Below are 24,873 nucleotides of genomic sequence, written 5' to 3'. Positions count from 1 at the left end.
CCGAGTTTCCGTCCGGGGAGCCATATGTCCAGCGATTACGCCAAGCAGCTCGGAGCAAAGCTCCGGGCCATCCGCACGCAGCAGGGCCTGTCCCTGCACGGCGTCGAGGAGAAGTCCCAGGGCCGCTGGAAGGCAGTGGTCGTGGGCTCGTACGAGCGCGGCGACCGTGCCGTGACCGTGCAGCGACTCGCCGAGCTTGCGGACTTCTACGGAGTTCCGGTCCAGGAGTTGCTGCCGGGTACGACCCCCGGCGGGGCGGCCGAGCCGCCCCCGAAGCTCGTCCTCGACCTGGAGCGCCTGTCCCAGGTCCCGCCGGAGAAGGCCGGGCCTCTCCAGCGGTACGCCGCCACGATCCAGAGCCAGCGCGGCGACTACAACGGCAAGGTGCTGTCGATCCGCCAGGACGACCTCCGCACCCTGGCCGTGATCTACGACCAGTCGCCGTCCGTACTCACCGAGCAGCTCATCGGCTGGGGCGTCCTCGACGCCGACGCGCGGCGCGCGGTCCAGCACGAAGAGGGCTAGGCGCCCGGCTCGCCCGAATAGTGCAGAAACGTCCCGCCGCCCGGTGCGGACCCCTTCCCGGGGCCCGCACCGGGCGGCTCCGCGTTCCGGGCCACCCGCCCCGAGAGGCGCGGTCCGCCGCGGCTTGTCGCGCTGTTCCCCGCACCCCTGACGGGTCCGCCCTCCGGTCTTCCGGGCAGCGGACGACTCCCCGCGGGCGCGGGGAACAGCGTCCCCGGGGGGCGCGGGGAACCGCGCACTCAGCCGACGCGGCGCCGCACTCGGGACGACACCGCAAGCGGCACCCCCGGGGTCCTGGTCACCGCGACGGGGCCGGGAGGTAGCCCGCGGGGCAGGTGCTGAAGGTGCCACGACCATGCGTGCGGCTCCGCAGCCCGGTGGCGTAACCGAACAGCTCGGCCAGGGGGACGGTCGCCGTGAGGACCGTGGAGCCCATGGCCACCACGCCGGAGGCGGTCACCCGGCCGCGGCGCGCGGCCAGGTCGCCGAGGACGGCGCCCACGGCGCTCTCGGGCACGGTGACCGTCACCTCGGTCACCGGTTCCAGCAGCACCATCGCGGAGGCCCGCAGCGCCTCGCGGAGCGCGAAACGGCCCGCCGTGCGGAAAGCCAGCTCCGAGGAGTCCTTCGCATGGGTCGCCCCGTCCGTCAGCGTGACGCGCACCCCCGTCACGGGGTGACCGCCCAGCGGCCCCTGCGCGAGAGCGTCACGGCAGCCGTCCTTGACCGCGCGAACGTACTCGCGCGGCACCCGGCCACCGGTCACCGTCGAGGTGAACACGAACTCCTCCTCCCCCTCCTCGGCGCCGAGCGGCGCCACATCGATGACGACATGGGCGAACTGCCCCGCCCCGCCGTCCTGTTTGACATGCCGGTGGACATGGCCCGTCACCCCGCGGACGACCGTCTCCCGGTAGGCGACCTGCGGGCGGCCGACGCCGACCTCCAGGCCGTGGGCGCGGCGGATCTTCTCCACCGCGACCTCCAGGTGCAGTTCGCCCATGCCCGCGAGCACCATCTGGCCGGTCTCGGGATCGGTCCTGACAGCGAGCGACGGGTCCTCCTCGACCAGCCGTGCGAGCGCCGACACCAGCCGTTCGGTGTCGGTGTTGCGGGCGGCCTCGACCGCGACGGAGACGACCGGGTCGGCCGCCACCGGGGGTTCGAGCACCAGCGGGGCGCCCGGCGCGCACAGCGTGGTGCCCGCGCGGGCGGCCTTCGGCCCGACCACCGCGACGATGTCCCCGGCGACCGCCTGTTCCAGCTCGGTCTGCCGGTCGGCGTGCAGCCGCAGGATGCGGCCGATCCGCTCGCCGCGCCCGGTGCCCGCGTCCAGCACCGTGTCTCCCTTCCTGATCGCTCCCGCGTAGACCCGCAGGCAGGTCAGCCGCCCGGTGGCGGTCGAGTTGACCTTGAACACCAGCCCGGCGAAGGGTTCCGCCGGGTCGGCCGCGCGTTCGCGCGTTTCGCCGTCGAGCGTGCCCCGGACCGGGGGCACGTCCAGCGGCGACGGCAGATAGGCCGCCACCGCGTCCAGCAGCGGTTCGATGCCGCGGTCGCGGTAAGCCGAGCCGCAGAGGACCACGACGCCCTCTCCGCCGCGGGTGAGGTCGCGCAGGGCCGCCGTCAGGGTCGGCTCCGACAGCGCCGAGCGCGCGCAGAATTCCTCCAGCGCGGCCGGGTGCAGCTCCGCCACCGTCTCCTCCAGCAGCCGTCGCCGCCGGTCCGCCTCCTGCTTCAGCTCGTCGGGCACCGCGCCTTCGCGCGGGCCGCCGCCGTCCGTCCAGACCAGGGCGCGCATCCGCAGCAGGTCGACGACGCCCGTGAAGCCGTCCTCCCGGCCGATCGGGAGCTGGACGACCAGCGGGACGGTGTGCAGCCGCCGTCGGATGGAGTCGACCGCCCGGTCCAGATCGGCGCCCGCGCGGTCCAGCTTGTTGACGAAGACGATCCGCGGCACGCCGTGCCGGTCCGCCTGCCGCCACACCGACTCGCTCTGCGGCTCGACGCCCGCTACGGCGTCGAACACGGCGATGGCGCCGTCGAGCACCCGCAGCGAGCGCTCCACCTCGTCGGCGAAGTCGACGTGCCCCGGGGTGTCGATCAGGTTGAACCAGTGCCCGTCCCACTCGCAGCTCACCGCGGCGGCGAAGATGGTGATGCCGCGGTCGCGCTCCTGGGAGTCGAAGTCGGTGACGGTCGTCCCGTCGTGGACCTCGCCGCGCTTGTGGGTGGCGCCGGTGAGGTAGAGGAACCGTTCGGTGACGGTGGTCTTGCCCGCGTCCACGTGGGCGAGGATGCCCAGGTTCCTGACGTCGGCGAGTGCCGGTACGGACGGACGGTTCGGGTTGCTGCGCACGGCCTGTGACCTTTCGGATGATCCGGTGAGGTGGCGGCGCGATTGTCGTGACGTACGACCGATGTGGCCCCGTCCGGAGAGCCGTGAAGCCGCGCGGCCGTAGCGCCGAGCCGCGCCCGGGCGTACGGGTACGGCGGCGGGCCTGGCAGGCAGGGCGGCGGGGAGGCGGGGTCGAGCGGATCGGTCGGGGGCCCGACGGGGTCAGGCGGGCGTCACGGGGCCACGGTGCCGGCCGCGCAGCGGGCACCGGGCGGACCGAGACACCAGAATCACCCGGTGCCGGGTCGGGGGAACGACGACTGCGCTGCGGTGACGCACGGCCGGGCTCCCCTCACTGGTCCGTTCACTCGTCATGGCACGCGCCGTCCGATGGTGGCGGCGCGTGGACGCGTGCCGAGTGTAGGGAGGCGGCTCCGGTCGCCGCACCGGGTTTTTCCGGTGCGGCGGGGCGGGCTCGGTGGCGGGCGGCGTCAGGCCGGGGCGCTCGCGTACATCCGGGAGATGACCTCGGGCAGCAGGCGCTCGGTGAGGCGCGGGGGCAGGGCCTGGAGGACGGCGAGGACGGGGGCCATGCGGTCGGGCAGCGTGCCGCCGGGGCCGACGCCCGCGAGCTGGAGGGCGAGTGCCACCTCGTCGGGGCCGAGGGTGTCCGGGTCGAGCGCGGCGGCCAACTCCACGAGTCCGGGGTCGACGGCGGTCGGGCCGTACGCGCGTGCCCTGGTCACGGCGTCGGCCAGGTGGGCGAGGAGTTCGTCGATCCGGTCCGGGTCGGCGACGGCGGCGGTGACCGTGAGGTGCACATTGGACGGTGAGCCGCCGAAGGCGGGCTGCGGCTGGAGGTACCAGCCGAGCAGCCGCATCTCGTCCGCGACCACGAACGGGTCGAGCGCCGGGTCGGCGGAGGCGACGGCCACCAGCGACGCCTCGGGGGCGCCGAGCACCCGCAGCCCCTCGATCCGGCCGATCCCCTCGACCAGCCGTACGGTCGCCGCGTGCACGCGGCGGGACAGGTCGGTGTACCCGTCGGTGCCGACCCTGCGCAGCACCGCCCAGGCGGCGGCGAGCGGCCCGGCGGACTTGGTGCCCTGCAAGGTCGCGTTGACGACCGGGTAGCCCGGCCAGGAGGCGTGCGCGAACCAGCCGTGCCTGCGCAGTTCCGCGTCCGGGAAGAGCAGCACGGAGGCGCCCTTGGGCGTGTAGCCGTACTTGTGCAGGTCGACCGAGAGCGAGGTGACGCCGGGCACCGCGAGGTCGAAGGCGGGCGGCGGCGCGATGCCGTCGGCCAGCCGCCGGTGCGCCAGGTACCAGCCGCCGATGCAGGCGTCCACGTGGCACAGCGTGCCGCGTTCGGCCGCCGCCCGCGCCACCTCGGCGACCGGGTCGAGCACGCCGTGCGCGTAGGAGGGCGCGGAGACGACGACGAGGGCGGTACGGGGGCCGATGGCGGCTGTCATGTCCCCGGCCCGCACCCGGAAGGTCTCCGGGTCCACCGGGACGCTCACGACGGTGAGTCCGAAGAGCGCCGCGGCCTTGTGGAAGGCGGCGTGCGCGGTGACGGGGAGCACGATCTCGGGGGCGGTGACGCCGCGCGTCCTGCGGGCGTGCTCGCGGGCGGTGAGGACGGCCAGCAGGCAGCTCTCGGTGCCGCCGCTGGTGAAGGTGCCCGCCGTCCGCGGGCCGCCGCCGAGCACGGCCGCCGCCCGCCCCACGACGTCGTTCTCCAGCGCGACCACGCTGGGGAAGGCGGTCATGTCGAGGCCGTTGACGCCCGCGAAGGCGGCCTGGGCGCTCGCCGCCAGATCGTCGAGCCCGTCGAGTCCCGCGTCGTAGACGTACGCCATCGTCCGTCCGCCGTGCACGGGCAGGTCGGCGGCGCGCAGTCCGGCGAGGTGCTTCAGGATCGCGTCGTCGGTCCGGTCGTCCGTTTCGTCCATGCGCGGGAATCTAGGCCAGCGCCAGGACACACACCAGGCCCGAAGCAGAATATTGTTCAACTTCTGCTTCGGGCCCGGAAGGACGGGCCGGGCGCTCGGGCGCGGTTCCTACCGCTTGAGCGTCGGCTTCAGTTCCATCAGCCGGGCCAGCAGCCCGTTGACGAAGGCCGGTGACTCGTCGGTGGAGAACTCCTTGGCGAGCTGCACCGCCTCGTCCAGCACGACCGCGTCCGGGACGTCGTCCTCCCAGAGCAGCTCGTACGTGCCGAGCCTCAGCACATTGCGGTCCACGACCGGCATCCGGTCGAGCGACCAGCCGACGGAGTAGCTGGACAGCAGTTCGTCGATCCGCTCGGCGTGCGCCTCACAGCCCTCGACGAGCTGCATCGTGTACTCGGTGACCGGCGGCTGCCGGTCGTCGGTCCTGGCGAGCCGGATCCAGTCCGCCATGGCGGTCTTGGGGTCGACGCCCCGCTGTTCCGCCTCGAAGAGGATCTGGAAGGCCCGCTTGCGGGCCTTGTTCCGGGCAGCCACGGTTAGCTGTTCACCCGGCCGAGGTAGTCGCCCGTACGGGTGTCGACCTTGACCTTCTCACCCGTGGTGATGAAGAGCGGGACGCCGATCTCGTAACCGGTCTCCAGGCGGGCGGGCTTGGAGCCGCCGGTGGAGCGGTCGCCCTGGACGCCGGGCTCGGTGTACTCGATGACCAGCTCGACGGAGGCGGGCAGCTCGACGTAGAGCGCGGAGCCCTCGTACATCGCCACGACCGCCTCGAAGCCCTCGAGGAGGTAGTTGGCGGCGTCGCCGACCGTCTCGGGCGCGATGATGATCTGGTCGTAGGTCTCGGTGTCCATGAAGACGAAGTCGGTGCCGTCCTTGTAGGAGAACTGCATGCCGCGCTTGTCGACGTTGGCGGTCTCGACCTTCACGCCCGCGTTGAAGGTCTTGTCGACGACCTTCCCGGAGAGCACGTGCTTCAGCTTGGTGCGCACGAAGGCGGGGCCCTTGCCGGGCTTGACGTGCTGGAACTCGACTACGGTCCAGAGCTGGCCGCTGTCGAGCTTGAGCACGAGGCCGTTCTTGAGGTCGTTCGTGGTGGCCACGGTTGCGGAATCTCCTGAAAGTGCTGCTTCGGGGACCGAGGAGGGCACGCGCCCGTCACAGGGCGAGCAGTTCCTTGGTCGTGATGGTGAGTAGCTCGGGCCCGCCGTCCGCCAGTGGACGTACGACGAGTGTGTCGTCGATGCGGACACCGCCGCGGCCCGGAAGGTGGACCCCCGGTTCGACGGTGACCGGCACGCAAGCGTCCAGTTTACCCATGGCCGCAGGTGACAGCCGAGGGTCCTCGTCGATTTCCAGACCCACGCCGTGTCCCGACCACTGTGCCAGACCCTCCGCGTGGCCGGCGGCGGTGAGCGGGCTCCGGGTCGCGTGGTCGACGTCTCGGCAGGCCACACCGGGTGCGAGCGCCTCGCGGCCGGCCCGCTGGGCGGCGAACACCAGCTCGTAGAGGTCGATCTGCCAGGCTGCGGGAGCGGTGCCGATGACGAACGTACGGCCGACTTCGCAGCGGTAGCCGCGGTAGCGGGCGCCGAGCCGGACGGTCAGGAAGTCGCCCTCCTCGACGCGGCGGTCGGTCGGCACGTGCCGGGGCGCGCCGGAGTTCGGCCCGGTGCCGACGGAGGTGCGGAAGGCGGGGCCCTCGGCGCCGTGGTCGACCAGGCGGCGCTCCAGCTCCAGGGCGAGGTGCCGTTCGGTGCGGCCGACCAGGATCGACTCCAGCAGCTCGCCGAGGGCCTGGTCGGCGATCTCCGCGGCGATCCTGAGGTTGGCGATCTCGTGCTCGTCCTTGACCAGCCGGAGCTGTTCGACGGCGCCGCCGAGGTCGGACAGCGGGAGCGCGCCGACGACCGAGCTGATCGCCCGGTGCCGGGTCACCGTCAGGTGGTGCTCCTCGACGGCCAGGGAGTCGGCGCGGTGCTCGCGGGCCAGGTCGGCGGCGGCCACCGCCGCGTCGCCGTCCGGCGTCGCCAGCACCACCGCGCGCAGGTCGCCGGGCAGCGGTTCATCGCGGTCGTCCTGCGGCGGTGTGAGGTGCACCAGCGCGTCGTCGTCCGGGCCGATCAGCAGCGCCGCGCCCTGCGGCGCGCAGCCGGTCAGGTAGCGGATGTTCGCGGGACGGGTCACCAGCGCGGCGGACGCGCCGTTCGCCGCGCACCGGTCGCGCAGCCGTGCTCTGCGTGCTGCGTGCACCTCGGACATGTGGCGAGCGTATGGGCGCGTCGGCGGCCCGGCTTCCTGAGCGCGTCCACCCGTGGCGCCGGGCCGTCGGCCGCCGCCCGCGCCCGTGCCCGTGCCGCCGAAGGCTCGCCTGCCGCGTGAGCCCGTACGCGGGCCGCTCGCCCGCCGCCGCCGGATCGTGCGGGCGGGCTACCAGATGGGCGGGCCCTGGGCGCTGCGGGCCACGACGCGGTCGAGGGCGGCGGCGGCGGAGACCACGTCGAGCTGGGAGTTGTCGATGATGGGCAGGCCCGAGCCGTACCAGCCCGCCATACGGCCGTGGATCCGGGCGACTTCCTCGTCCGACAGGCGGCGGTTGCCGGTGCGCTCCGCGTTGCGGGTCAGGACGACGTCCAGTCCCGGGAGCAGGACGACGGGGAGCAGGCCGGGCCCGACGTGCCGCTTCCAGCCGCCGAGGCCGACGGCGGGGCGGTCGGGGAAGACGGCGTCGTCGATGATGCAGGAGACGCCGTTGGCCAGGAAATTACGGGCGGCGAAGCCGCAGGTGCGGCGGGCCAGCCGGTACTGCGCCTCGGAGTGCTCGTTCCACCCCGCCTGCGGGTCGGCGAAACCGGCCCGCACCCATTCGCGTACGTCGTCCAGGCTGATGTGCGCGGTCGGCGCGCCGCGGTGGTCGGCCCAGTGCCGCGCGATCGTCGTCTTGCCCGCCCCCGCCGCGCCGATCAGCAGCACGGCTATCGGGCCGTGCGAGGCGCCGGACAGCGAGCCGTTGCCGTGCGGCGCCGGGACCTGCACGGGCGCGGGCGACGACAACGGGAAGTGCCCCGTACTGACGCCCGTCCCCTGGGGCGGGGTGGGGCCACCGGGCTGCGGCGCCCCCACAGCGTGCTGCATCTCGCCCCACTCCATCCCGTACGGAGGACCAGCTTCTTGAACCGGCTGGTAACGAACCCGTTCGACACGGAACGGTACAGCCCCTGACGGCCGTTGTGTGAACGAGCCGCGCTCCTCCAGGGTGCCCCGCTAGGAGCCGCCGTCCTCCGCGAGGGCGCGCAGCGCCAGCCGGTACGAGCCGATGCCGAATCCGGCGACCGTACCGGAGGCGACGGCGGCCACGACGGAGTTGTGCCGGAACGCCTCGCGCGCGTACGGGTTGGAGATGTGCACCTCGATCAGCGGCGCGGTCCGCTGCGCGGCGGCGTCGCGCATCGCGTAGGAGTAGTGCGTGAAGGCGCCGGGGTTGAGGACGACGGGAATCCGGCCGTCGGCCGCCTCGTGCAGCCAGCCGATCAGCTCCGCCTCGTCGTTGGTCTCGCGGACCTCGACGTCGAAGCCCAGCTCGGCGCCGAGCTTGGTGCACTCCTCGACCAGACCGGCGTACGAGGTCGCGCCGTAGACGTCGGGCTCGCGGGAGCCGAGGCGCCCGAGGTTGGGGCCGTTGAGCACCAGGACGCGGGTGGTCACGCGGAGACCTCCCCGTAGGCGGCGAGCAGGACGGCCGGGTCGGGGCCCTCCAGCACGGTCGGCTTGGCGAGTCCGTCGAGGACGATGAAGCGCAGCATGTCGCCGCGGGACTTCTTGTCGACCTTCATGGTCTCCACCAGCTTCGGCCACTGGTCGCCGCGGTAGGTCAGCGGCAGTCCGACGGACTCCAGTACGGCGCGGTGCCGGTCGGCGGTCGCGTCGTCCAACCGCCCGGCCAGGCGGCCGAGTTCGGCGGCGAAGACCATGCCGACGGAGACGGCGGCGCCGTGCCGCCAGTTGTAGCGCTCGTTCTTCTCGATCGCGTGCGCCAGCGTGTGGCCGTAGTTGAGGATCTCGCGGAGGCCGGACTCCTTGAGGTCGGCGGAGACGACCTCGGCCTTGACCCGGATGGCGCGTTCGATCAGCTCGCCGGTGTGCGGGCCCTCCGGGCCGCGGGCGGCGGCCGGGTCGGACTCGATCAGGTCGAGGATGCCGGGGTCGGCGATGAACCCGGCCTTGATGATCTCGGCGAGGCCGCTGACGTAGTCGTTGACCGGCAGCGAGGCGAGCGCGGCGAGGTCGCAGAGGACTCCGGCGGGCGGGTGGAAGGCGCCGACGAGATTCTTGCCCTCCGCGGTGTTGATGCCGGTCTTGCCGCCGACGGCAGCGTCGACCATGCCGAGCACGGTGGTGGGCACGGCGATCCAGCGCACTCCGCGCAGCCAGGTCGCGGCCACGAAACCGGCCAGGTCGGTGGTGGCGCCGCCGCCGACGCCGACGATCACGTCGGTGCGGGTGAAGCCGGTCTGGCCGAGCGCCTTCCAGCAGTAGGCGGCGACCTCGGCGGTCTTGGCCTCCTCGGCGTTCGGGAGCTGGATGGCGATGGCCTCGAAGCCCTGCTCCGCGAGGTCCTCACGGATCGCCTCGCCGGTCCCGGCCAGCGCCTCGGGGTGCAGGACGGCCACCCGGCGCGCCTTGGGCCCGATCAGTCCCGGCAGTTCGCCGAGGAGCTGGTGACCGACCAGCACCTCGTACGCCTCGGTGCCCGCCGTGGCACCGACCTGGATACGGGTGGGGGGCGCCACCGCGTCGTTCTCGCTCATGCGTCCTTCAGTTGGAGTGCGTCGAGGACGGCCTCGGCCACGTCCTCGGGGGTGCGGTCGTCGGTGCTGACCACGGCGCGGGCGATCTCCGTGTACAGCGGGCGGCGTACGTCCATCAGCTCGCGCCACTGCTGGCGCGGGTTGACCGCGAGCAGCGGGCGCGGCGCGTCCAGGCCGACGCGGCGGACGGCCTGGTGCAGGCCGACGTCGAGGAAGACCACCGGCAGACCGGCCAGCAGGTCGCGGGTGGGGCCGTCCATGACGGCGCCGCCGCCCAGCGACAGCACTCCCTCGTGCTCGGCGACGGCGGTGCGGACCGCGGCGCGCTCCAGCTCGCGGAAACGCGGCTCGCCGTCGTCGATGAAGATCTCGGGGATCGGCTTGCCCGCGACGGCCTCCACATCGGCGTCGGTGTCGCGGTACGTGGTGCCCAGCCGGTCGGCGAGCGCGCGGCCGACGGTGGTCTTGCCCGCTCCGGGCGGGCCGACGAGGACGATCGCCGGGCCGGTCACTTGATCGCCAGGTTGTCGAGGAAGCCGCGGACGCTGCGCCGGGTCTGTACGACCGAGTCGCCGCCGAACTTCTCGGCGACCGCGTCGGCCAGCACCAGGGCGACCATCGCCTCGGCGACGATGCCCGCCGCGGGCACCGCGCACACGTCGGAGCGCTGGTGGTGGGCCTGGGCGACCTCGCCGGTGGTGACGTCGATGGTGGCGAGCGCGCGGGGCACGGTGGCGATCGGCTTCATCGCGGCGCGGACCCGCAGCACCTCTCCGGTGCTCATGCCGCCCTCGGTGCCGCCGGACCTGCCGGAGGCGCGCCGGACGCCGTCGGGGCCCGGCACGATCTCGTCGTGCGCCTTGGAGCCGGGCACCCGGGCCAGGTCGAAGCCGTCGCCGACCTCGACGCCCTTGATCGCCTGGATGCCCATCAGCGCGGCGGCCAGCCGTGCGTCGAGCCTGCGGTCCCAGTGCACGTGCGAACCGAGGCCGACCGGCACTCCGTACGCCAGCACTTCCACGACGCCGCCGAGCGTGTCGCCGTCCTTGTGGGCCTGGTCGATCTCCGCGACCATCGCCTTGCTCGCGTCCGCGTCCAGGCAGCGCACCGGGTCCGCGTCAAGCCGCTCCTCGTCGCCGGGCACCGGCACCACGCCGTAGGGCGCCTTCGCCCCGGCCAGTTCCACCACGTGCGAGACGATCTCGATGCCCGCGGTCTCCTTCAGGTAGGACCGCGCGACCGCGCCCAGCGCCACCCGCGCCGCGGTCTCCCGCGCGCTGGCCCGCTCCAGCACCGGCCGTGCCTCGTCCAGGTCGTACTTCTGCATTCCCGCCAGGTCCGCGTGGCCGGGTCGCGGCCGGGTCAGCGGCGCGTTGCGCGCCAGGCCCGCCAGGATCTCCGGGTCCACCGGGTCGGCCGACATGACCTGTTCCCACTTGGGCCACTCGGTGTTGCCCACCATCACGGCCACCGGGCTGCCCATGGTGAGGCCGTGCCGTACGCCGCCCAGGAAGGTCACCTCGTCGCGCTCGAACTTCATCCGCGCCCCGCGCCCGTATCCCAGCCGCCGCCGCGCCAGCGCGTCCGCCACCAACTCCGTGGTGACCGGCACCCCGGACGGCAGCCCCTCCAACGTCGCGACGAGTGCGGGTCCGTGCGACTCCCCCGCGGTCAGCCAGCGCAACCTGCTCAACGGTGCTCCCTCGATGTGCGCGTCCCGGTCCGGCCGCCCCCGAGCAACGGCGTGCCGTCCTGTCCCCCGATCCTCCCACGCCGACGTGCCGTGCCCCGACACGGTCCACCGTGCGGACAGCGACCGGCCGGAACCGTCACCCCCGCGGCAGCGCGGCCTCGCCCGCCGCGCGCATGGCCGCGAGGGGGGCGGGGGCGTGGCCGGTGTACTGCTCGATCTGGAGGACGGCCTGGTGGACCAGGAGGTCGAGGCCGCCGACGACCGGGGCGTCGCGGCGGGACCAGGCGGCGGCCAGCGGGGTGGGCCAGGGGGCGTAGAGGACGTCGAAGAGGGCGCCGGGGGCGGGCGGGACGGCGGCGGCGAGGTGGTCGGCGGCGCCGGCCGGGGTGGTGGCGATGACCAGCGGCTCGTCGAGGGCCTTGGCGGCGTCGGCCCAGTCGGCGACGCGCACGGCGACACCGAGGCGGTCGCCCCACTGCCGCATCTCGGCGGCGCGCGCCGGGCCGCGCACGTACGCGGTGACCTCGGCCGTGCCGAGCCGCGCGAGCGCGGCCAGCGCGGAGGAGGCGGTGGCCCCGGCGCCGAGGACCGCCGCGGACGGCGCGGAGGTGATGCCGCGCTCCCGCAGGGCGGCGAGCATGCCGGGGATATCGGTGTTGTCGCCCCTGCGGCGGCCGTCGGGGCCGAGCACGACCGTGTTGACGGCCTCCACGGACGCGGCCGTCTCGGTGATCTCGTCCAGCAGCGGGATCACGGCCCGCTTGAGCGGCATCGTCAGCGACAGACCGCGCCAGACGGCGGGGTCGAGGCCGCCGATGAAGCCGGGCAGCGCGGCCTCGTCGACCTCGAAGCGGTCGTAGCGCCACGCGTCGGCGAGGCCCATCGCCTCGAACGCGGCCCGGTGCAGCACCGGGGAGAGCGAGTGCGCGATGGGTGACCCGAGCACCGCCGCACGGCGGGTGCCCGGGTGTCCGGTCGTGTCCACGGAAGAAGTGCCCCGGTCCTACTGGCTGTTGTACTGGTCGTAGAGCTTCTGGAACTCGGCGTGCGTCGAGGTGAACTTGGTCGTCTTGCCGTCCAGCGAGATGAAGTAGTACCAGTTCCCGCTGTCGGGGTTCATCGCCGCCTTCAGCGCGTCGACGCCCGGGTTGCCGATCGGCCCCGGGGGCAGGCCCTTGTACTTGTACGTGTTGTACGGGTCGTCCAGGGACTTGATCTTGGCGAGGCTGATGTTCGTGGCGCTGGTGTTCTTGATGTAGTTGTACGTCGAGTCGAACTGGAGCAGTCCGAAAGTCTCCTTGTTGGTGGGGACCATCCGGTTGTAGACGACCTTGGCCATCTTGCGGAAGTCGTCGTCGGTCTTGCCCTCGGCCTGCACCAGGCTGGCGACGGTGAGCAGTTGCAGCGGCGAGCTGAGATTCTGCTTCTTCGCCTCGGCGACCATGTCGAACTGGGCGTACTGCTTCTTCGCCTCGCCGACCATCTCGCGCAGCAGCGCTTCGGGCTTCATGCCCTTGGCGACGCCGTAGCGGGACGGGAAGAGGAAACCTTCCAGCGGGTCCTTCACCTTGGAGCTGGTGTCCGCCCAGTCCGGCAGTCCGAGGTTCTTGGCCTGGTCGTGCGCGACCTTCTTCGTGCTGCCCGCGGAGAGGCCGAGACGCTTGTCGATGGCGTCGTAGATCTGCGCGTCGCGCATGCCCTCGGCGATGATCATCGCGTTCTGGGACTTGGGGTCGAGCATCATCGTGACGGCCGAGGCCGCCGACATCTGCTTGTTGAGGACGTAGACGCCCGCCTGGATGAACTGGCCCTTGGGGTTCTTGCGGGCCGCGGCGGTGAAGGCGTCGACGCTCTTGACCACACCGTCGGACTTGAGGATGTTGCCCATGGTGGTGATCGTCGAGCCCTTGGGGATCTCGACCTGGACCTCGCCCGCCCCGTTGCCCGAGTAGTCGGGGGCCGGGCCGAAGCGGTCCTGGTAGAAGTTGTAGCCGAAGTAACCGACGCCGCCGAGGCCGCCGCCCAGGACGACCAGGACGACCAGGCACGCGCAGCCGCTGCGGCGCTTCTTGCCGCCCTTGGCGGGGGCCGACTTGCCCGCGCGCCTGCCGCCGCCGCTCGTGCTGGTGGTCGCGGGGGCGTCGTCATCGTCGTCGTCACGGCCGGAGAAGAAGGCGTGCTCGCGCGGGTCGTCGTCCTCCCCCGCGTCCCAGTCGCCGGTGTTGCCCGGAGCCGTCCGCAGCGGGCGCGCGCCCGGTTCCTGCGGGTGACCGTCCTGCGCCCCCTGGACGCCTTGCGTGCCCTGCGCCGGGCCCTGGCCCTGTGGCTGGCCCTGGCCGTGCAGCGGCGCCTGCGGCTGGCCCTGCCCCGGAGCGCCCTGATTCGGACCGCCCTGTCCCGGACCGCCCGGCCCCTGCCCGGGCCCCTGGCCCTGGAACGGCGCCTGCGGCTGCTGCCGGTACTGGGGCTGCTGCGGCGGCGGGTAGCCGTTCTGCCCGTAGAAGTCGGGCTGCGGGCCGCCCGCGTACGGATCCTGCGGCTGGTGCCCGCCATACGGGTCCTGGTGGCCGTATCCGCCGACCGAGTGGGAGCCGGTGTCGTAGCCGTCGTACTGCGCCTGCGGGTACTGCTGCTGTTGAGGGTGCTGCTGGGGGTGCTGCTGAGGCTGGTACTGCCCCTGCGGGTGCTGCGGCTGCTGCTGCGGGTACCCCTGCTGCTCGTACTGCTGCGGGGTCTGGGGGTACTGCTGGCCGCCCTGCTGCTGCGGGTACTGCTGCTGGTGCTGACCGGTGGCGTAGAGGTCGTACTCCGCCTGCGGGTACTGCACCTGCTGCTGCGGCGGGTAGGGCTGCTGCGCCTGGTCGTAGCCGTCACCGAAGAGCGGGTCCTCGGGATGCCACGGTTCGGAGCCGGCGCCCCGGCCATAGTCAGTCATCGGTCCCCTTGGTACGCGGTCTGCAACCGGCTTGCCGACCCTGTGAAACGGGCGGCGCCCGAGGGGCGCCGCCGTGTCGCGCGAGACGTTACCGTATCGCGATCAGATGACCACTTCGACGCTCTCGCCCGGAGCTTTACCCGACACCCGTTCGGTCTCCAGCGCACTTTGCAAAATAATGACCGCGGCAGCCTGATCCACTACGGAGCGTCCCTTTTTCGCCTTCACTCCGGAGGCGCGGAGCCCTTGCGTGGCCGTGACCGTACTCATGCGTTCGTCCACCAGGCGCACCGGAACCGGCGAGATGACTTTCGCCACATGCTGGGCGAAGCCGCGGACCTTGGCCGCCGCCGGGCCCTCGCCCCCGTTGAGGGAGCGCGGCAGCCCGACGACGACCTCGATCGGCTCGTACTCCGCCACGATCGCGGCGAGCCGCCGCAGCGCCGCGGGCACGTCGCGGCCGGGCACCGTCTCGACCGGCGTGGCGAGGATTCCGTCGGGGTCGCACGAGGCGACCCCGATGCGGGCGTCCCCGACATCCACCGCGATCCTCCGGCCCCTCCTCATGCCGCCTTCCCGCCCCGGGCGGCTCGGATCCGGCGAACCGTCCGTCACGCCTTCTCGCCCACCAGGCGCTGGACGGCCTCGACGGCGTCCTGGACCGCGGCCGGGTTCTGGCCGCCGCCCTGGGCCACGTCGTCCTTGCCGCCGCCTCCGCCGCCGAGGGTCTTGGCGGCGGTGCGGACCAGCTCGCCGGCCTTGATGCCGCGCTCGCGGGCGGCATCGTTGGTGGCGATGACGGTCAGCGGGCGGCCGTTGGCGACGGTGAAGAGGGCGACGACGCCGGGGCGTCCGCCGCCGATCCGCTGGCGGACGTCGAGGACGAGCTTGCGCAGGTCGTCGGCGCCGGTGCCCTCGGGGACCGTACCGGCGACCAGGGCGACGCCCTTGATGTCGGCGGCGCTCTCGGCGAGCCCGGCGGCGGCCTGGAGGACCTTCTCCGCGCGGAAGCGCTCGATCTCCTTCTCGGCGTCCTTGAGCTTGGCGAGCATCCCGGAGATCTTGTCGGGCAGCTCCTCGGGGCGGCCCTTGACCAGCTCGGTGAGCTGGGCGACGACCGTGTGCTCGCGGGCGAGGAAGTGGTAGGCGTCCACGCCGACCAGGGCTTCGACCCGGCGCACGCCGGAGCCGATCGAGGACTCGCCGAGCAGCTTCACCAGGCCGAGCTGCGCGGTGTTGTGCACATGGGTGCCGCCGCACAGCTCCTTGGAGAAGTCGCCGATGGTGACGACCCGGACCCGCTCGCCGTACTTCTCGCCGAATTCGGCGATGGCGCCCTGCCTCTTGGCCTCGGCGATCGGCAGGACCTCGGCGGTGACGTCCAGTTCGCGGGCGAGCACCTCGTTGATCTTCTGCTCGACGTCGGTGAGGACGGTGCCGGGGACGGCGGCCGGGGAGCCGAAGTCGAAGCGGAAGCGGCCGGGGGCGTTCTCGGAACCGGCCTGGGCGGCCGTCGGGCCGAGGGCGTCGCGCAGCGCCTGGTGGGTCAGGTGGGTGGCGCTGTGGGCGCGGGCGATGGCGCGGCGGCGTACGAGGTCGATCTGGGCCAGCACCCCGGCCCCGACGGTGACCTCGCCGACCTGGACGACGCCCTTGTGCACGCTGACGCCGGGCACCGGCTGCTGGACGTCGCGGATCTCGATCACCGCGCCGTTGTCGGCGCGGATGCGGCCGGTGTCGGCGAGCTGGCCGCCGCCCTCGGCGTAGAACGGGGTGCGGTCGAGCACCACTTCGATCTCGTCGCCCTCGGTGGCGGCGGGCGACGGGACGCCGTCGACCAGCAGGCCGACGACGGTGGCCTCGTTGTGGTTCTGGGTGTAGCCGGTGAACTCGGTGCTGCCGGAGCGGTCGGCGACCTCGCGGTAGGCGGACAGGTCGGCGTGGCCGGTCTTCTTGGCGCGGGCGTCGGCCTTGGCGCGGTCCCGCTGCTCCTTCATCAGGCGGCGGAAGCCCTCCTCGTCCACCGACAGGCCCTGTTCCGAGGCCATTTCGAGGGTGAGGTCGATCGGGAAGCCCCAGGTGTCGTGGAGCAGGAACGCCTTGTCGCCGGGGAGCACGCTGCCGCCGGCCGACTTGGTCTCGGTGATGGCGGTGTCGAGGATGTTGGTGCCGCCGCTGAGGGCCTTGAGGAAGGCGGTCTCCTCGGCGATGGCGACCGTCTCGATCCGCTTGCGGTCCGAGATCAGCTCCGGGTACTGCTCGCCCATGGTCTTGATGACGACGTCGGCCAGTTCGGCGACGACCGGTCCGGTGGCGCCCATCAGCCGCATATTGCGGATGGCGCGGCGCATGATGCGGCGCAGGACGTAGCCGCGGCCCTCGTTGCCGGGGGTGACGCCGTCGCCGATCAGCATCACGGAGGTGCGGATGTGGTCGGCGACCACGCGCAGCGACACGTCGGTGTCGTGGGCCTGGCCGTAGCGCACGCCGGTCAGTTCGGTGGCGCGGTCCATGACGACGCGCAGGGTGTCGGTCTCGTACATGTTCTGCACGCCCTGCAGGATCATCGCGAGGCGTTCGAGGCCGAGGCCGGTGTCGATGTTCTTGCTGGGCAGGTCGCCGAGGATCGGGAAGCTCTCCTTGCCCTCACCGGCGCCGCGCACGTACTGCATGAAGACCAGGTTCCAGATCTCCACGTACCGCTCGTCGTTGACGGCGGGACCGCCCTCGACGCCGAACTCGGGGCCGCGGTCGTAGTTGATCTCGGAGCAGGGGCCGCAGGGTCCGGGGACGCCCATGGACCAGAAGTTGGGGCCCATGCCGAGGCGCTGGATGCGCTCGGCGGGGACGCCGATGACGTCGCGCCAGATCTGCTCGGCCTCGTCGTCCTCCTGGTAGACGGTGATCCAGAGCCGGTCGGCCTCCAGGCCGTAGCCACCGTCCTCCAGGGAGCCGGTGAGCAGCTCCCAGGCGTACTTGATGGCGCCTTCCTTGAAGTAGTCGCCGAAGGAGAAGTTGCCGCACATCTGGAAGAACGTGCCGTGCCTGGTGGTCTTGCCGACCTCTTCGATGTCCGGGGTGCGGACGCACTTCTGCACGCTGGTGGCGCGGTCGAAGGGCGGCTTGACCTCACCGAGGAAGTACGGCTTGAACGGGACCATGCCCGCCGGGACCAGCAGCAGAGTCGGGTCGTCCGCGATGAGCGACGCCGAAGGGACAACGGTGTGCCCGCGCTCCTCGAAGAAGCGCAGCCAGCGGCGGCGGATTTCTGCCGACTCCATCAGTGTTCGTCCTTCCGGTTGTACGCAATGCTCCGGCGCGGTGCCGGGAGTTCGGACGGGATTTCGGATTGCGGGGCGCTGCCGGTGAGGCCGAGCGCGTCCTGGAGCTCGCTCTCGCGCTGCGTCATGCCCGCCCGTACGTCCTGGGCGAACACCCGCAGCCGCGCGCCGGTCTCCAGCGCGCGGTCGGCCGCGGTCGCCGCGAGGCTCTCGGGCGTGAGGCGGCGCAGCGCCCGGTTGACCTTGGTGGTGGCCCAGACGCCGGTGGCGGCGCCGGTGACGAACCAGAACATACGGCGGAACATGTGGCCTCAGTCCTTCGAGCGGTTGCGACGGCCGCCGCGCCGGGCGGCGGGGAGCACCTTGCCTGCCTTGACGGTCCTGGCACGGGAGCGGTCGGTGCCCGCCGCGCCGTTGGCCGCCGCGCCCGCGCCCGCTCCGCCGGAGGTCCGCAGGCCGACCGCGCGCCGTACGCCGTAGCTGAAGGCGGCGACCTTCACCAGGGGTCCGCCGAAGGCCGACGCGACGGTGGAGGAGAGCGCGGAGGCGTTGGCCGTCACCTCGGCGACCTCCGCGGTGATGGTGTCGACCCGGTCGAGCTGGCTGTGGGCGGTGCGCAGCGCGTCGGAGGCGTCGCCGAGCAGCGGTACGGCCTGCTCGGTGATGCCTGCCACGAGTTCGCTGGTCCGCTTGAGCGTCTGGGCGAGCCTGGCCAGCGCAACGGCCAGGAACGACACCAGGATCGCCCAGAAGACCGCCACGATGAGGCCAGCCACCTCTGCACCGGACACGTTGCTCCGCTCCCTCACCGTCGGCATCTCACGGACACTTCGCCGCGCTGTTTCGGCCGCTTCTCACGGCTGCTTCCCGCGACCGCTTCCACGGCCGCTTCTCACGACCGCGGTCCGCGGCTGGTTTTCACCACGACATCGGCCTCCGACCCTATCGCGCCGGGCCTGCGCGTCCGTACCGCATTACGCGCGCGCCGGGGCTGTCCCACAACCGGGCAAGCGCGGGCGTTATACCACTACTCGGCGACGGGATTGTACGGTCCGCGCACAGTCAAGTACGCTCCGTACACCATGGAGACTGTGGGTAACCTCCCCGCCGAGCTGACCGGCTTCGTCGGCAGGACGTCCGAACTCGCGGCGCTCGACGCGCTGTTGTCGCCGGCGGCGGAGTCCCGGCTGAGCACCGTGACCGGGGTCGGCGGGGTGGGCAAGACGCGGCTGGCGCTGCGGGCCGCCAGGCACGCGCAGGACCGTTTCCTCGGCGGCGTCTGGCTGGTCGACCTGTCCGGGCTCGGCGACGCGTCGCTGCTGGACCACGCGGTCGCGGAGGCGCTGCGGCTGGCGGACCACACCACCCGCTCGACGCGTTCGGTGCTGACCGAGCGGCTGGCCGGCCGCGAGCTGCTGCTGGTCTTCGACGGCTACGACCGGGTGCACGCCGAAGTGGCCTCCCTCGCCGCGGAGTTGCTGCGCCGCGCGCCGGGGCTGCGGGTGCTGGCGGCCGGCCGCAGGCCGCTGGGCATCACCGGGGAGCGGCTGCTGCCGTTGGCGCCGCTGCCCGCGCCGGACGCCCGCAGCGACGCCGTGCGGCTGTTCGCCGAGCGCGCCGCGGCCGTGCTGCCGGGCTTCACCGTGACACCGGCCAACAGCGGTCCCGTCCTGGAGCTGTGCGCCCGGCTCGACGGCCTTCCGCTCGCCCTCGAACTGGCGGCGGTCCGGCTGCGGGCGCTGTCGGTGGAGCAGGTGCTCGAACGGCTCGACGACCGCTTCCGGCTGCTGACCGGCGGCGACCCCACCGCGCCCGCCCGGCACCGCGCGCTGCGTACGGCGATCGGCTGGAGCCACGAATTGTGCACGCCGGGCCAGCGGCTGCTGTGGGCGCGGCTGTCGGTCTTCGCCGGACGGTTCGACCTGGACGCGGTGGAGTACGTGTGCGCGGGTCCCGACCTGGCCGAGGAGGACATCGTGGAGACGGTGTCCGCGCTGGTCGACCAGTCGGTGCTCAGCCGCGAGGAGGGCGCCGACGGTCTGGTGCGCTACCGGATGCTGGACACGGTCCGCGAGTACGGCGCGGGCTGGCTGGCCGCGCTCGGCGACGACGTACGGATGCGGCGGCGGCACCGCGACTGGTACCTGGGTCTGGCCACCTGGTGCGAGCTGGACTGGTTCAGCCCCCGGCAGTCGGAGGTGGCCGCGCGGGTCGAGGCCGAACTGCCCAATCTCCGGCTGGCGTTGGAGTTCAGCCTGGACGGCGCCGCGGACCGGCCGCCGGAGGACCCGGCCGTCGGCCAGTATCTGGCGGGCACCTTGTGGTTCTGCTGGGTCGGCTGCGGGCGGCTCGCGGAGGGCAGGCACTGGCTGGAGCGGGCCCTCGACCTCGCCGCGGGGCGCTCGGAGGCGCGCGCCAAGGCGATGTGGGTGTACGGCTATGTGACGCTGCTCCAGGGCGACTCGGTCACCGCGCTCGACGTGCTCCAGCAGTGCCGCAGCGAGGCCGAGGCGGCCGACAACGGTACGGCGATGGCGTACGCGGTCCACCGGCTGGGCTGCCTCGCGCTGGTCTCCGACGACATGCCGCGGGCCGAGCGGTTCATCGGGGACGCGCTGCTGCGCTACCGCCGGATCGGCGAACTCAACAGCAACGTCCTCATGGCGCAGGTCGAGTTGGCGATGGCGGTGGCCTTCCAGGGCGACCTGGACCAGGCGGTGACCCTCGCCGCGGAGGCCCGCGACATCTGCCACGATCACGGGGAGCGCTGGACGCTGGCCTACGCGCTCTACGTCCTCGGTTACGCCGCCTGGCTCGGCGGCGACCGCGCGGAGGCGCGGCGGCTGGCCGAGGAGGCGCTGGCCATCGACCACGCCTTCCGCGACCTGGTCGGCGCGGTGCTCGCCCTGGAACTGCTGGCCCTCATCACCGAGGACGAGGGCGCCCCGCACGAGGCCGCGGTCCTCCAGGGCGCCGCGGGGCGCCTGTGGGCCTCGGTCGGCCTGCGCCTGTTCGGCTCCCGCTTCTTCAACGCCCCGCACGTGCTGTGCGAGGCGCGGGTGCGGGCGGCGCTGGGTGACGACGCCTACGCCGCCGCCCTGAGCGAAGGCGAGCGGTTCGGGCTGGACGCGGCGGTCCACCGCGCCCTCCACCGCCCGTCGCCCGCCGCCGCCACCCGCGAGCGTCCCGCCCGGAAGGCCCCCGCCAGGAGCGCGGCCCCCGCGGAGGTGGTCGCCCCCGAGTGAGGGGGACGGGGGTGCTTCCCAGCGGCGGCTGGAGGACGCGCTACACGACCGACCACGACGGCGGCGACGTCACCGCCTACCCCGGGGCCGCTTGCCACCGGCCGGTTGACCGCGCCCCGGGGGGCGACCGCCTCCCGTACGGAGCGCGGCGCCCCACCTCGGCGACCTCCCCGGAGGGGGTCAGCGGGCGTAGTACTCGACGACGAGCTGCTCGTCGCAGATGACGGGGATCTCGTTGCGGTTGGGGTCCCGGTCCAGGCGGAAGGCGAGGGCCTGGAGGTTGGTCTGGAGGTAGCGAGGGGCCTCGCCCTCACCGGCCCAGCCGCCTTCGCGGGCGACGATGAACGGCGTCTTCTCGCGGGAGCGCTCGCGGACGGTCACGACGTCGTCCGGGCTGACCCGGAAGGACGGCTTGTCGACCTTGCGGCCGTTGACCTCGATGTGGCCGTGCACGACCATCTGGCGGGACTGGTAGATCGTCCGGGCCAGACCGGCACGGAGCACGAGGGCGTCCAGACGCCGCTCCAGCTCGATGATCAGGGCCTCGCCGGTCCGCTTGCCGGAGACCTTCTTGGCGCGGTCGTACGCGCGCTGCATCTGCCGCTCGCTGATGTCGTACTGCGCGCGCAGCCGCTGCTTCTCCAGCAGCCGGGTCTTGTAGTCGCTGTTCTGCTTGCGACCGCGACCGTGCTCACCGGGCGGGTAGGGGCGGGCCTCGAAGTACTTGACCGCCTTGGGGGTGAGCGCGATGCCCAGCGCCCGGGACTTCTTGACCTTGGGACGCGACTGATTCACGTGCGTGGAACCTCCGTGTAAATTAGGTAAGGCTTACCTTAGCTGAGGAGAACGCATGTTTCGACCCGGGAACCCCATGCCTGGCGTACCAGCACATGGTCAGCCGCGTCCCGAAGTGGAAGAAGCGCCCCGGCTGCCCTCGGCAGCCGAACGCGCGCGAACTCTCGTCGAGAATAACTCGTCCGCCGTCGTGACGATTCCCGGCCTGGCCACGGCCGGATCCGACGTCATGACCCCGGTGCGCCGCTCCGTGGGGCCCACCGGCGACGTGTTCCTGCTGTTCCCCGACGAATCCCCCGCCGTGCGCGTGGTGCGGGCCGCGGGCGGCGAGGAGATCGAGGCTGTGCTGGAGATCACGGATGTGGCGCCGGTCGCGGTGCCGCACCGGATCCGCGGCAGGGCCTGGGTCGCGGGCTGGCTGACACCCGTCCCCGGCGGCGCGATGGAGTCCGGTACGACGCTGCTCCGCCTGGAGACCGGCGAGATCTCACTGGACGACCTGTGGGGCGCCGCCCTGGTCGAGCCCGACGAGTTCGCCGACGCCGCCGCCGACCCGCTCGCGGAGTACGAGAGCGAACTGCTCCAGCACCTCGCCGCCGCCCACAGCGCCCAGGTGGGTCTGCTGTGCGCCCTCGTCGGCCGCCGCGAGGCGTCCTGCGACGGCGCCTTCGCGGGCTCGCGCCCGACGCTGAGCGCCGTGCCGCTGGCGCTCGACCGCTTCGGGCTGCGCGTGCGCTTCACCGGCGACAACAGCGTCTTCGACGCCCGCTTCGACTTCCCCGAACCCGTCCGCGACCGCGACGGGCTGCGCCGCTCGATGCACGCCCTCTTCGACGCGGCCCGCGACTGCTGATCCGGGGGTGTGTCAGTCCGAGGCCGGGGCCTCGCCCGCGAGCCGGGCGCGGACCCGGTCCAGGACGTCCGCGTAACGGGCCTCCGTGCCGTGCCGGGTCGGCTCGTAGTAGCGGCGGTCGCGCAGTTCGTCCGGCGCGTACTGCTGCGCGGCGATGCCGCCGGGCACGTCGTGCGGGTAGACGTACCCCTGGGCGTGGCCGAGCTTGGCGGCGCCCTTGTAGTGGCCGTCGCGCAGGTGCGCGGGCACGGGTCCCGCCTTGCCCGCCCGTACGTCCGCCAGCGCCGCGCCGATCGCGGTGGTGGCCGCGTTGGACTTCGGCGCGAGCGCCAGCGCGATGGTGGCGTGGCTGAGGGTCAGCGCGGCCTCGGGGAAGCCGATCATGGCGACGGCCTGGGCGGCGGCGACGGCGGTGGGCAGGGCGGTGGGGTCGGCGAGGCCGATGTCCTCGCTGGCGGAGATCATCAGGCGCCGCGCGATGAAACGCGGGTCCTCGCCCGCGTCGATCATGCGGGCGAGGTAGTGCAGGGCGGCGTCCACGTCGGAGCCGCGGATGGACTTGATGAGGGCGCTGGCCACGTCGTAGTGCTGGTCGCCGTCGCGGTCGTAGCGCACGGCGGCCCGGTCGACGGACTCTTCGAGGGTGGCCAGGGTGAGCGTGTCCTCGCCCTTGTCCAGGGCGGAGCCCGCACCCGCCTCCAGGGCGGTCAGGGCGCGCCGCGCGTCGCCGCCGGCGATCCGCAGCAGGTGCTCCTCCGCGTCGTCCGGCAGCGTCACCGCGCCGCCCAGACCGCGCTCGTCGGTCACCGCGCGGCGCAGCACACCGCGGAGGTCGTCGTCGGTGAGCGGTTCGAGGGTGAGCAGCAGGGAGCGGGACAGCAGCGGCGAGATGATCGAGAAGTACGGGTTCTCCGTGGTGGCCGCGATCAGGGTGACCCAGCGGTTCTCGACGGCGGGCAGCAGGGAGTCCTGCTGGGCCTTGCTGAAGCGGTGGATCTCGTCCAGGAACAGCACGGTCTCGCGCTGGTACCCGCCCGCCTGGCGCTTGGCGCTCTCGATGACCGCGCGGACCTCCTTGACGCCCGCGGTGATCGCCGAGAGTTCGACGAAGCGCTTGTCGGTGGCCTTGCTGACCACGTACGCCAGCGTGGTCTTCCCGGTGCCCGGCGGCCCCCACAGGATCACCGAGGACGCGCCCGCCGGTCCCCCGCCGTCGGCCACCAGGCGGCGCAGCGGGGAGCCGGGGCGCAGCAGGTGCTGCTGGCCGACGACCTCGTCGAGGGTACGGGGCCGCATCCGTACGGCGAGCGGGCTGCTGCCCGGATCCCGCTCGTGACGGTCCTCTGCGGCTGCGGTGAACAGATCTGGCTCCACTCCGGCAGCCTATGCGCTGGGTGTGACAGCCCGGTCGGCGGCGGCGAGCAGGGCGTGGACCAGGCGCGGGTCGGTGCCGTTCTCGGGGTGCCACTGCACGCCGAGGGCGAAGCGTTCGCCGGGCGCCTCGACGGCCTCGACGGTGCCGTCGTCGGAGTGCGCGGCGGCGGTGAGGCCGTCGCCGAGGCGGTCGACGGCCTGGTGGTGGTAGGTGGGCACGTCCTGGGGGCCCGGCAGTACGCGGGCCAGCAGGGTGCCGGGCACGGGCGTGACGCGGTGCTCGCCGAAGACGCCGGGCGCGGGGGCGTGGGCGTCGTGGCCGACGCGGTCCGGCAGGTGCTGGACGAGCGTGCCGCCGTACAGCACGTTCATGAGTTGCATGCCGCGGCAGATCCCGAGGACGGGGACGGCCGCGTCCAGGGCGGCGCGCAGGACGGCCGACTCCCAGCCGTCGCGCTCCGGTGCGGGCGGCCCGGTGCGCGGGTGCCGTGGTGCGCCGTAGTGCTCGGGCGCGATGTCGGGGCCGCCCGCCACGATCACCGCGTCCATCCGCGCGACGGCCGCCGGTGCGCGCTCGGCCGCGTCGGGCGGCAGCAGGACGGCGACGGCGCCCGCGGCCTGCACCAGGCGCGGGTAGACGGCGGGCAGCAGGACGGCGGAGGTGTCCCACAGCCCCCAGCGCGCCCGCTCCAGATAGGTGGTGACCCCCACCAGCAGCGTCCTCGGCACCGTCCCCGTCCTCCCGCGTCGGCCAATGGTCCGGACTCGTACCTTAACCGGCGCGATCGTCCGCCCCGGTGCTAGGGCGTGTCCGTAAAGTCTCGTCGTCCGCCCGGAGGGCGGGGCTGGCGGTGTCTGGTGCGTGCGATCGCAAGGCGTAGGGCCGTCCTCATAGTGGGCCTATTCGGATGAGCCCGACAACGCAGCGAGCGTGCGTGCCAGGCGCCGCCAGCCAGACGAGACTTTACGGACACGCCCTAAAGGTTGTTGCAGAACGTCCGTGATGGGGCATTCCTTCTGTATGGGTGGGGTGTTGCGGGCTGAGCCATTGTGGGTGGAGACATTCACTGG

The 24,873-nt window shown here is 73.0% G+C and carries 22 protein-coding genes; 3 read left to right on the top strand and 19 right to left on the bottom strand.

Translation table 11 applies throughout. From position 1 onward, the window contains the following. The first annotated feature begins 24 nt into the window (after nt 1–24). A complete protein-coding gene (gene bldD, locus ABZX65_RS33365; RefSeq protein WP_033174517.1) occupies nt 25–525 on the top strand; it encodes a transcriptional regulator BldD in 501 nt (166 codons plus the stop codon). Between the two features lie 298 nt (nt 526–823). On the opposite strand, the gene fusA is transcribed toward bldD, so the two are convergent. The 16 genes from fusA to ABZX65_RS33285 all read right to left on the bottom strand — a co-directional run bounded on the left by fusA (nt 824) and on the right by ABZX65_RS33285 (nt 18,326). Further along, nucleotides 824–2,884, bottom strand: a complete 2,061-nt coding sequence (gene fusA, locus ABZX65_RS33360) for an elongation factor G (RefSeq protein WP_355348760.1) — start codon at nt 2,882–2,884, stop codon at nt 824–826. 470 nt (nt 2,885–3,354) lie between these two features. Further along, nucleotides 3,355–4,818, bottom strand: a complete 1,464-nt coding sequence (locus tag ABZX65_RS33355; protein ID WP_355348757.1) for an aminotransferase class V-fold PLP-dependent enzyme — start codon at nt 4,816–4,818, stop codon at nt 3,355–3,357. A gap of 108 nt (nt 4,819–4,926) precedes the next feature. Then, a complete protein-coding gene (nusB, locus tag ABZX65_RS33350; protein ID WP_355348754.1) occupies nt 4,927–5,352 on the bottom strand; it encodes a transcription antitermination factor NusB in 426 nt (141 codons plus the stop codon). Between the two features lie 2 nt (nt 5,353–5,354). Beyond that, the gene (gene efp, locus ABZX65_RS33345) at nt 5,355–5,921 is read right to left on the bottom strand and encodes an elongation factor P (protein ID WP_188285184.1); all 567 of its coding nucleotides are present in this window, start codon (nt 5,919–5,921) and stop codon (nt 5,355–5,357) included. Nucleotides 5,922–5,976: 55 nt separating this feature from the next. After that, complete coding sequence (locus ABZX65_RS33340) at nt 5,977–7,080, bottom strand: M24 family metallopeptidase (protein ID WP_355348750.1); 1,104 nt, start codon at nt 7,078–7,080, stop codon at nt 5,977–5,979. 168 nt (nt 7,081–7,248) lie between these two features. Continuing rightward, nucleotides 7,249–7,953: an AAA family ATPase gene (locus ABZX65_RS33335; RefSeq protein WP_188285186.1), complete on the bottom strand. Its 705-nt coding sequence runs from the start codon at nt 7,951–7,953 to the stop codon at nt 7,249–7,251. Nucleotides 7,954–8,082: 129 nt separating this feature from the next. Continuing rightward, a complete protein-coding gene (aroQ, locus tag ABZX65_RS33330) occupies nt 8,083–8,523 on the bottom strand; it encodes a type II 3-dehydroquinate dehydratase (RefSeq protein ID WP_355348746.1) in 441 nt (146 codons plus the stop codon). Continuing rightward, a complete protein-coding gene (aroB, locus tag ABZX65_RS33325; protein ID WP_355348743.1) occupies nt 8,520–9,626 on the bottom strand; it encodes a 3-dehydroquinate synthase in 1,107 nt (368 codons plus the stop codon). The genes aroQ and aroB overlap by 4 nt, the downstream gene beginning before the upstream one ends. Next, nucleotides 9,623–10,138: a shikimate kinase gene (locus tag ABZX65_RS33320; RefSeq protein ID WP_355348740.1), complete on the bottom strand. Its 516-nt coding sequence runs from the start codon at nt 10,136–10,138 to the stop codon at nt 9,623–9,625. The genes aroB and ABZX65_RS33320 overlap by 4 nt, the downstream gene beginning before the upstream one ends. Further along, complete coding sequence (aroC, locus tag ABZX65_RS33315) at nt 10,135–11,319, bottom strand: chorismate synthase (RefSeq protein ID WP_355348737.1); 1,185 nt, start codon at nt 11,317–11,319, stop codon at nt 10,135–10,137. Before aroC ends, ABZX65_RS33320 begins: the two co-directional genes overlap by 4 nt. Nucleotides 11,320–11,455: 136 nt before the next feature. Beyond that, nucleotides 11,456–12,304 carry a shikimate dehydrogenase gene (locus tag ABZX65_RS33310; RefSeq protein ID WP_355348734.1) on the bottom strand — a complete coding sequence of 283 codons (849 nt, stop codon included), beginning with the start codon at nt 12,302–12,304 and terminating at the stop codon, nt 11,456–11,458. 18 nt (nt 12,305–12,322) lie between these two features. After that, nucleotides 12,323–14,254: an endolytic transglycosylase MltG gene (gene mltG, locus ABZX65_RS33305; protein WP_355348731.1), complete on the bottom strand. Its 1,932-nt coding sequence runs from the start codon at nt 14,252–14,254 to the stop codon at nt 12,323–12,325. Nucleotides 14,255–14,356: 102 nt separating this feature from the next. After that, a complete protein-coding gene (ruvX, locus tag ABZX65_RS33300) occupies nt 14,357–14,821 on the bottom strand; it encodes a Holliday junction resolvase RuvX (RefSeq protein WP_355348851.1) in 465 nt (154 codons plus the stop codon). A 44-nt stretch (nt 14,822–14,865) separates the two neighbouring features. Continuing rightward, nucleotides 14,866–17,535, bottom strand: coding sequence for an alanine--tRNA ligase (gene alaS, locus ABZX65_RS33295; RefSeq protein WP_355348728.1), 2,670 nt, complete (start codon nt 17,533–17,535; stop codon nt 14,866–14,868). Next, on the bottom strand, nt 17,535–17,840 hold the full coding sequence (locus ABZX65_RS33290) for a DUF6167 family protein (RefSeq protein ID WP_188285194.1): 306 nt from the start codon (nt 17,838–17,840) through the stop codon (nt 17,535–17,537). The genes alaS and ABZX65_RS33290 overlap by 1 nt, the downstream gene beginning before the upstream one ends. 6 nt (nt 17,841–17,846) lie before the next feature. Beyond that, nucleotides 17,847–18,326, bottom strand: a complete 480-nt coding sequence (locus ABZX65_RS33285) for a DUF948 domain-containing protein (protein WP_355348725.1) — start codon at nt 18,324–18,326, stop codon at nt 17,847–17,849. A gap of 291 nt (nt 18,327–18,617) precedes the next feature. On the opposite strand from ABZX65_RS33285, the gene ABZX65_RS33280 reads away from it, so the two are divergent. After that, a complete protein-coding gene (locus ABZX65_RS33280) occupies nt 18,618–20,780 on the top strand; it encodes a regulator (protein ID WP_355348721.1) in 2,163 nt (720 codons plus the stop codon). Nucleotides 20,781–20,960: 180 nt separating this feature from the next. Here the strand turns inward: ABZX65_RS33280 and rpsD are convergent, their stop codons facing one another. Next, nucleotides 20,961–21,575: a 30S ribosomal protein S4 gene (rpsD, locus tag ABZX65_RS33275; protein WP_188285197.1), complete on the bottom strand. Its 615-nt coding sequence runs from the start codon at nt 21,573–21,575 to the stop codon at nt 20,961–20,963. Between the two features lie 133 nt (nt 21,576–21,708). On the opposite strand from rpsD, the gene ABZX65_RS33270 reads away from it, so the two are divergent. Further along, nucleotides 21,709–22,428 carry a DUF2470 domain-containing protein gene (locus tag ABZX65_RS33270; RefSeq protein WP_355348848.1) on the top strand — a complete coding sequence of 240 codons (720 nt, stop codon included), beginning with the start codon at nt 21,709–21,711 and terminating at the stop codon, nt 22,426–22,428. Between the two features lie 12 nt (nt 22,429–22,440). Here the strand turns inward: ABZX65_RS33270 and ABZX65_RS33265 are convergent, their stop codons facing one another. Both ABZX65_RS33265 and ABZX65_RS33260 read right to left on the bottom strand, forming a co-directional pair. Next, nucleotides 22,441–23,802, bottom strand: a complete 1,362-nt coding sequence (locus tag ABZX65_RS33265; protein WP_355348717.1) for a replication-associated recombination protein A — start codon at nt 23,800–23,802, stop codon at nt 22,441–22,443. 9 nt (nt 23,803–23,811) lie between these two features. Beyond that, nucleotides 23,812–24,531 carry a gamma-glutamyl-gamma-aminobutyrate hydrolase family protein gene (locus ABZX65_RS33260; protein WP_355348714.1) on the bottom strand — a complete coding sequence of 240 codons (720 nt, stop codon included), beginning with the start codon at nt 24,529–24,531 and terminating at the stop codon, nt 23,812–23,814. Nucleotides 24,532–24,873: the final 342 nt, after the last annotated feature.

Origin of the sequence: Streptomyces sp. NPDC003300 (assembly GCF_040610915.1) — a bacterium.
Taxonomy (GTDB): domain Bacteria; phylum Actinomycetota; class Actinomycetes; order Streptomycetales; family Streptomycetaceae; genus Actinacidiphila.
Note: the sequence above shows the minus strand (reverse complement) of the source record. Positions and strands in the feature narration are given on the sequence as shown.

Excerpts from the sequence above, each read along its gene's own strand:
- ruvX (WP_355348851.1), bottom strand. The coding sequence starts at position 14,821 with ATGAGGAGGGGCCGGAGGATCGCGGTGGATGTCGGGGACGCCCGCATC.
- ABZX65_RS33280 (WP_355348721.1), top strand. The coding sequence starts at position 18,618 with ATGGAGACTGTGGGTAACCTCCCCGCCGAGCTGACCGGCTTCGTCGGC.
- aroB (WP_355348743.1), bottom strand. The coding sequence starts at position 9,626 with ATGAGCGAGAACGACGCGGTGGCGCCCCCCACCCGTATCCAGGTCGGT.
- ABZX65_RS33335 (WP_188285186.1), bottom strand. The coding sequence starts at position 7,953 with ATGCAGCACGCTGTGGGGGCGCCGCAGCCCGGTGGCCCCACCCCGCCC.
- alaS (WP_355348728.1), bottom strand. The coding sequence starts at position 17,535 with ATGGAGTCGGCAGAAATCCGCCGCCGCTGGCTGCGCTTCTTCGAGGAG.
- ABZX65_RS33355 (WP_355348757.1), bottom strand. The coding sequence starts at position 4,818 with ATGGACGAAACGGACGACCGGACCGACGACGCGATCCTGAAGCACCTC.
- ABZX65_RS33340 (WP_355348750.1), bottom strand. The coding sequence starts at position 7,080 with ATGTCCGAGGTGCACGCAGCACGCAGAGCACGGCTGCGCGACCGGTGC.
- bldD (WP_033174517.1), top strand. The coding sequence starts at position 25 with ATGTCCAGCGATTACGCCAAGCAGCTCGGAGCAAAGCTCCGGGCCATC.
- ABZX65_RS33290 (WP_188285194.1), bottom strand. The coding sequence starts at position 17,840 with ATGTTCCGCCGTATGTTCTGGTTCGTCACCGGCGCCGCCACCGGCGTC.
- mltG (WP_355348731.1), bottom strand. The coding sequence starts at position 14,254 with ATGACTGACTATGGCCGGGGCGCCGGCTCCGAACCGTGGCATCCCGAG.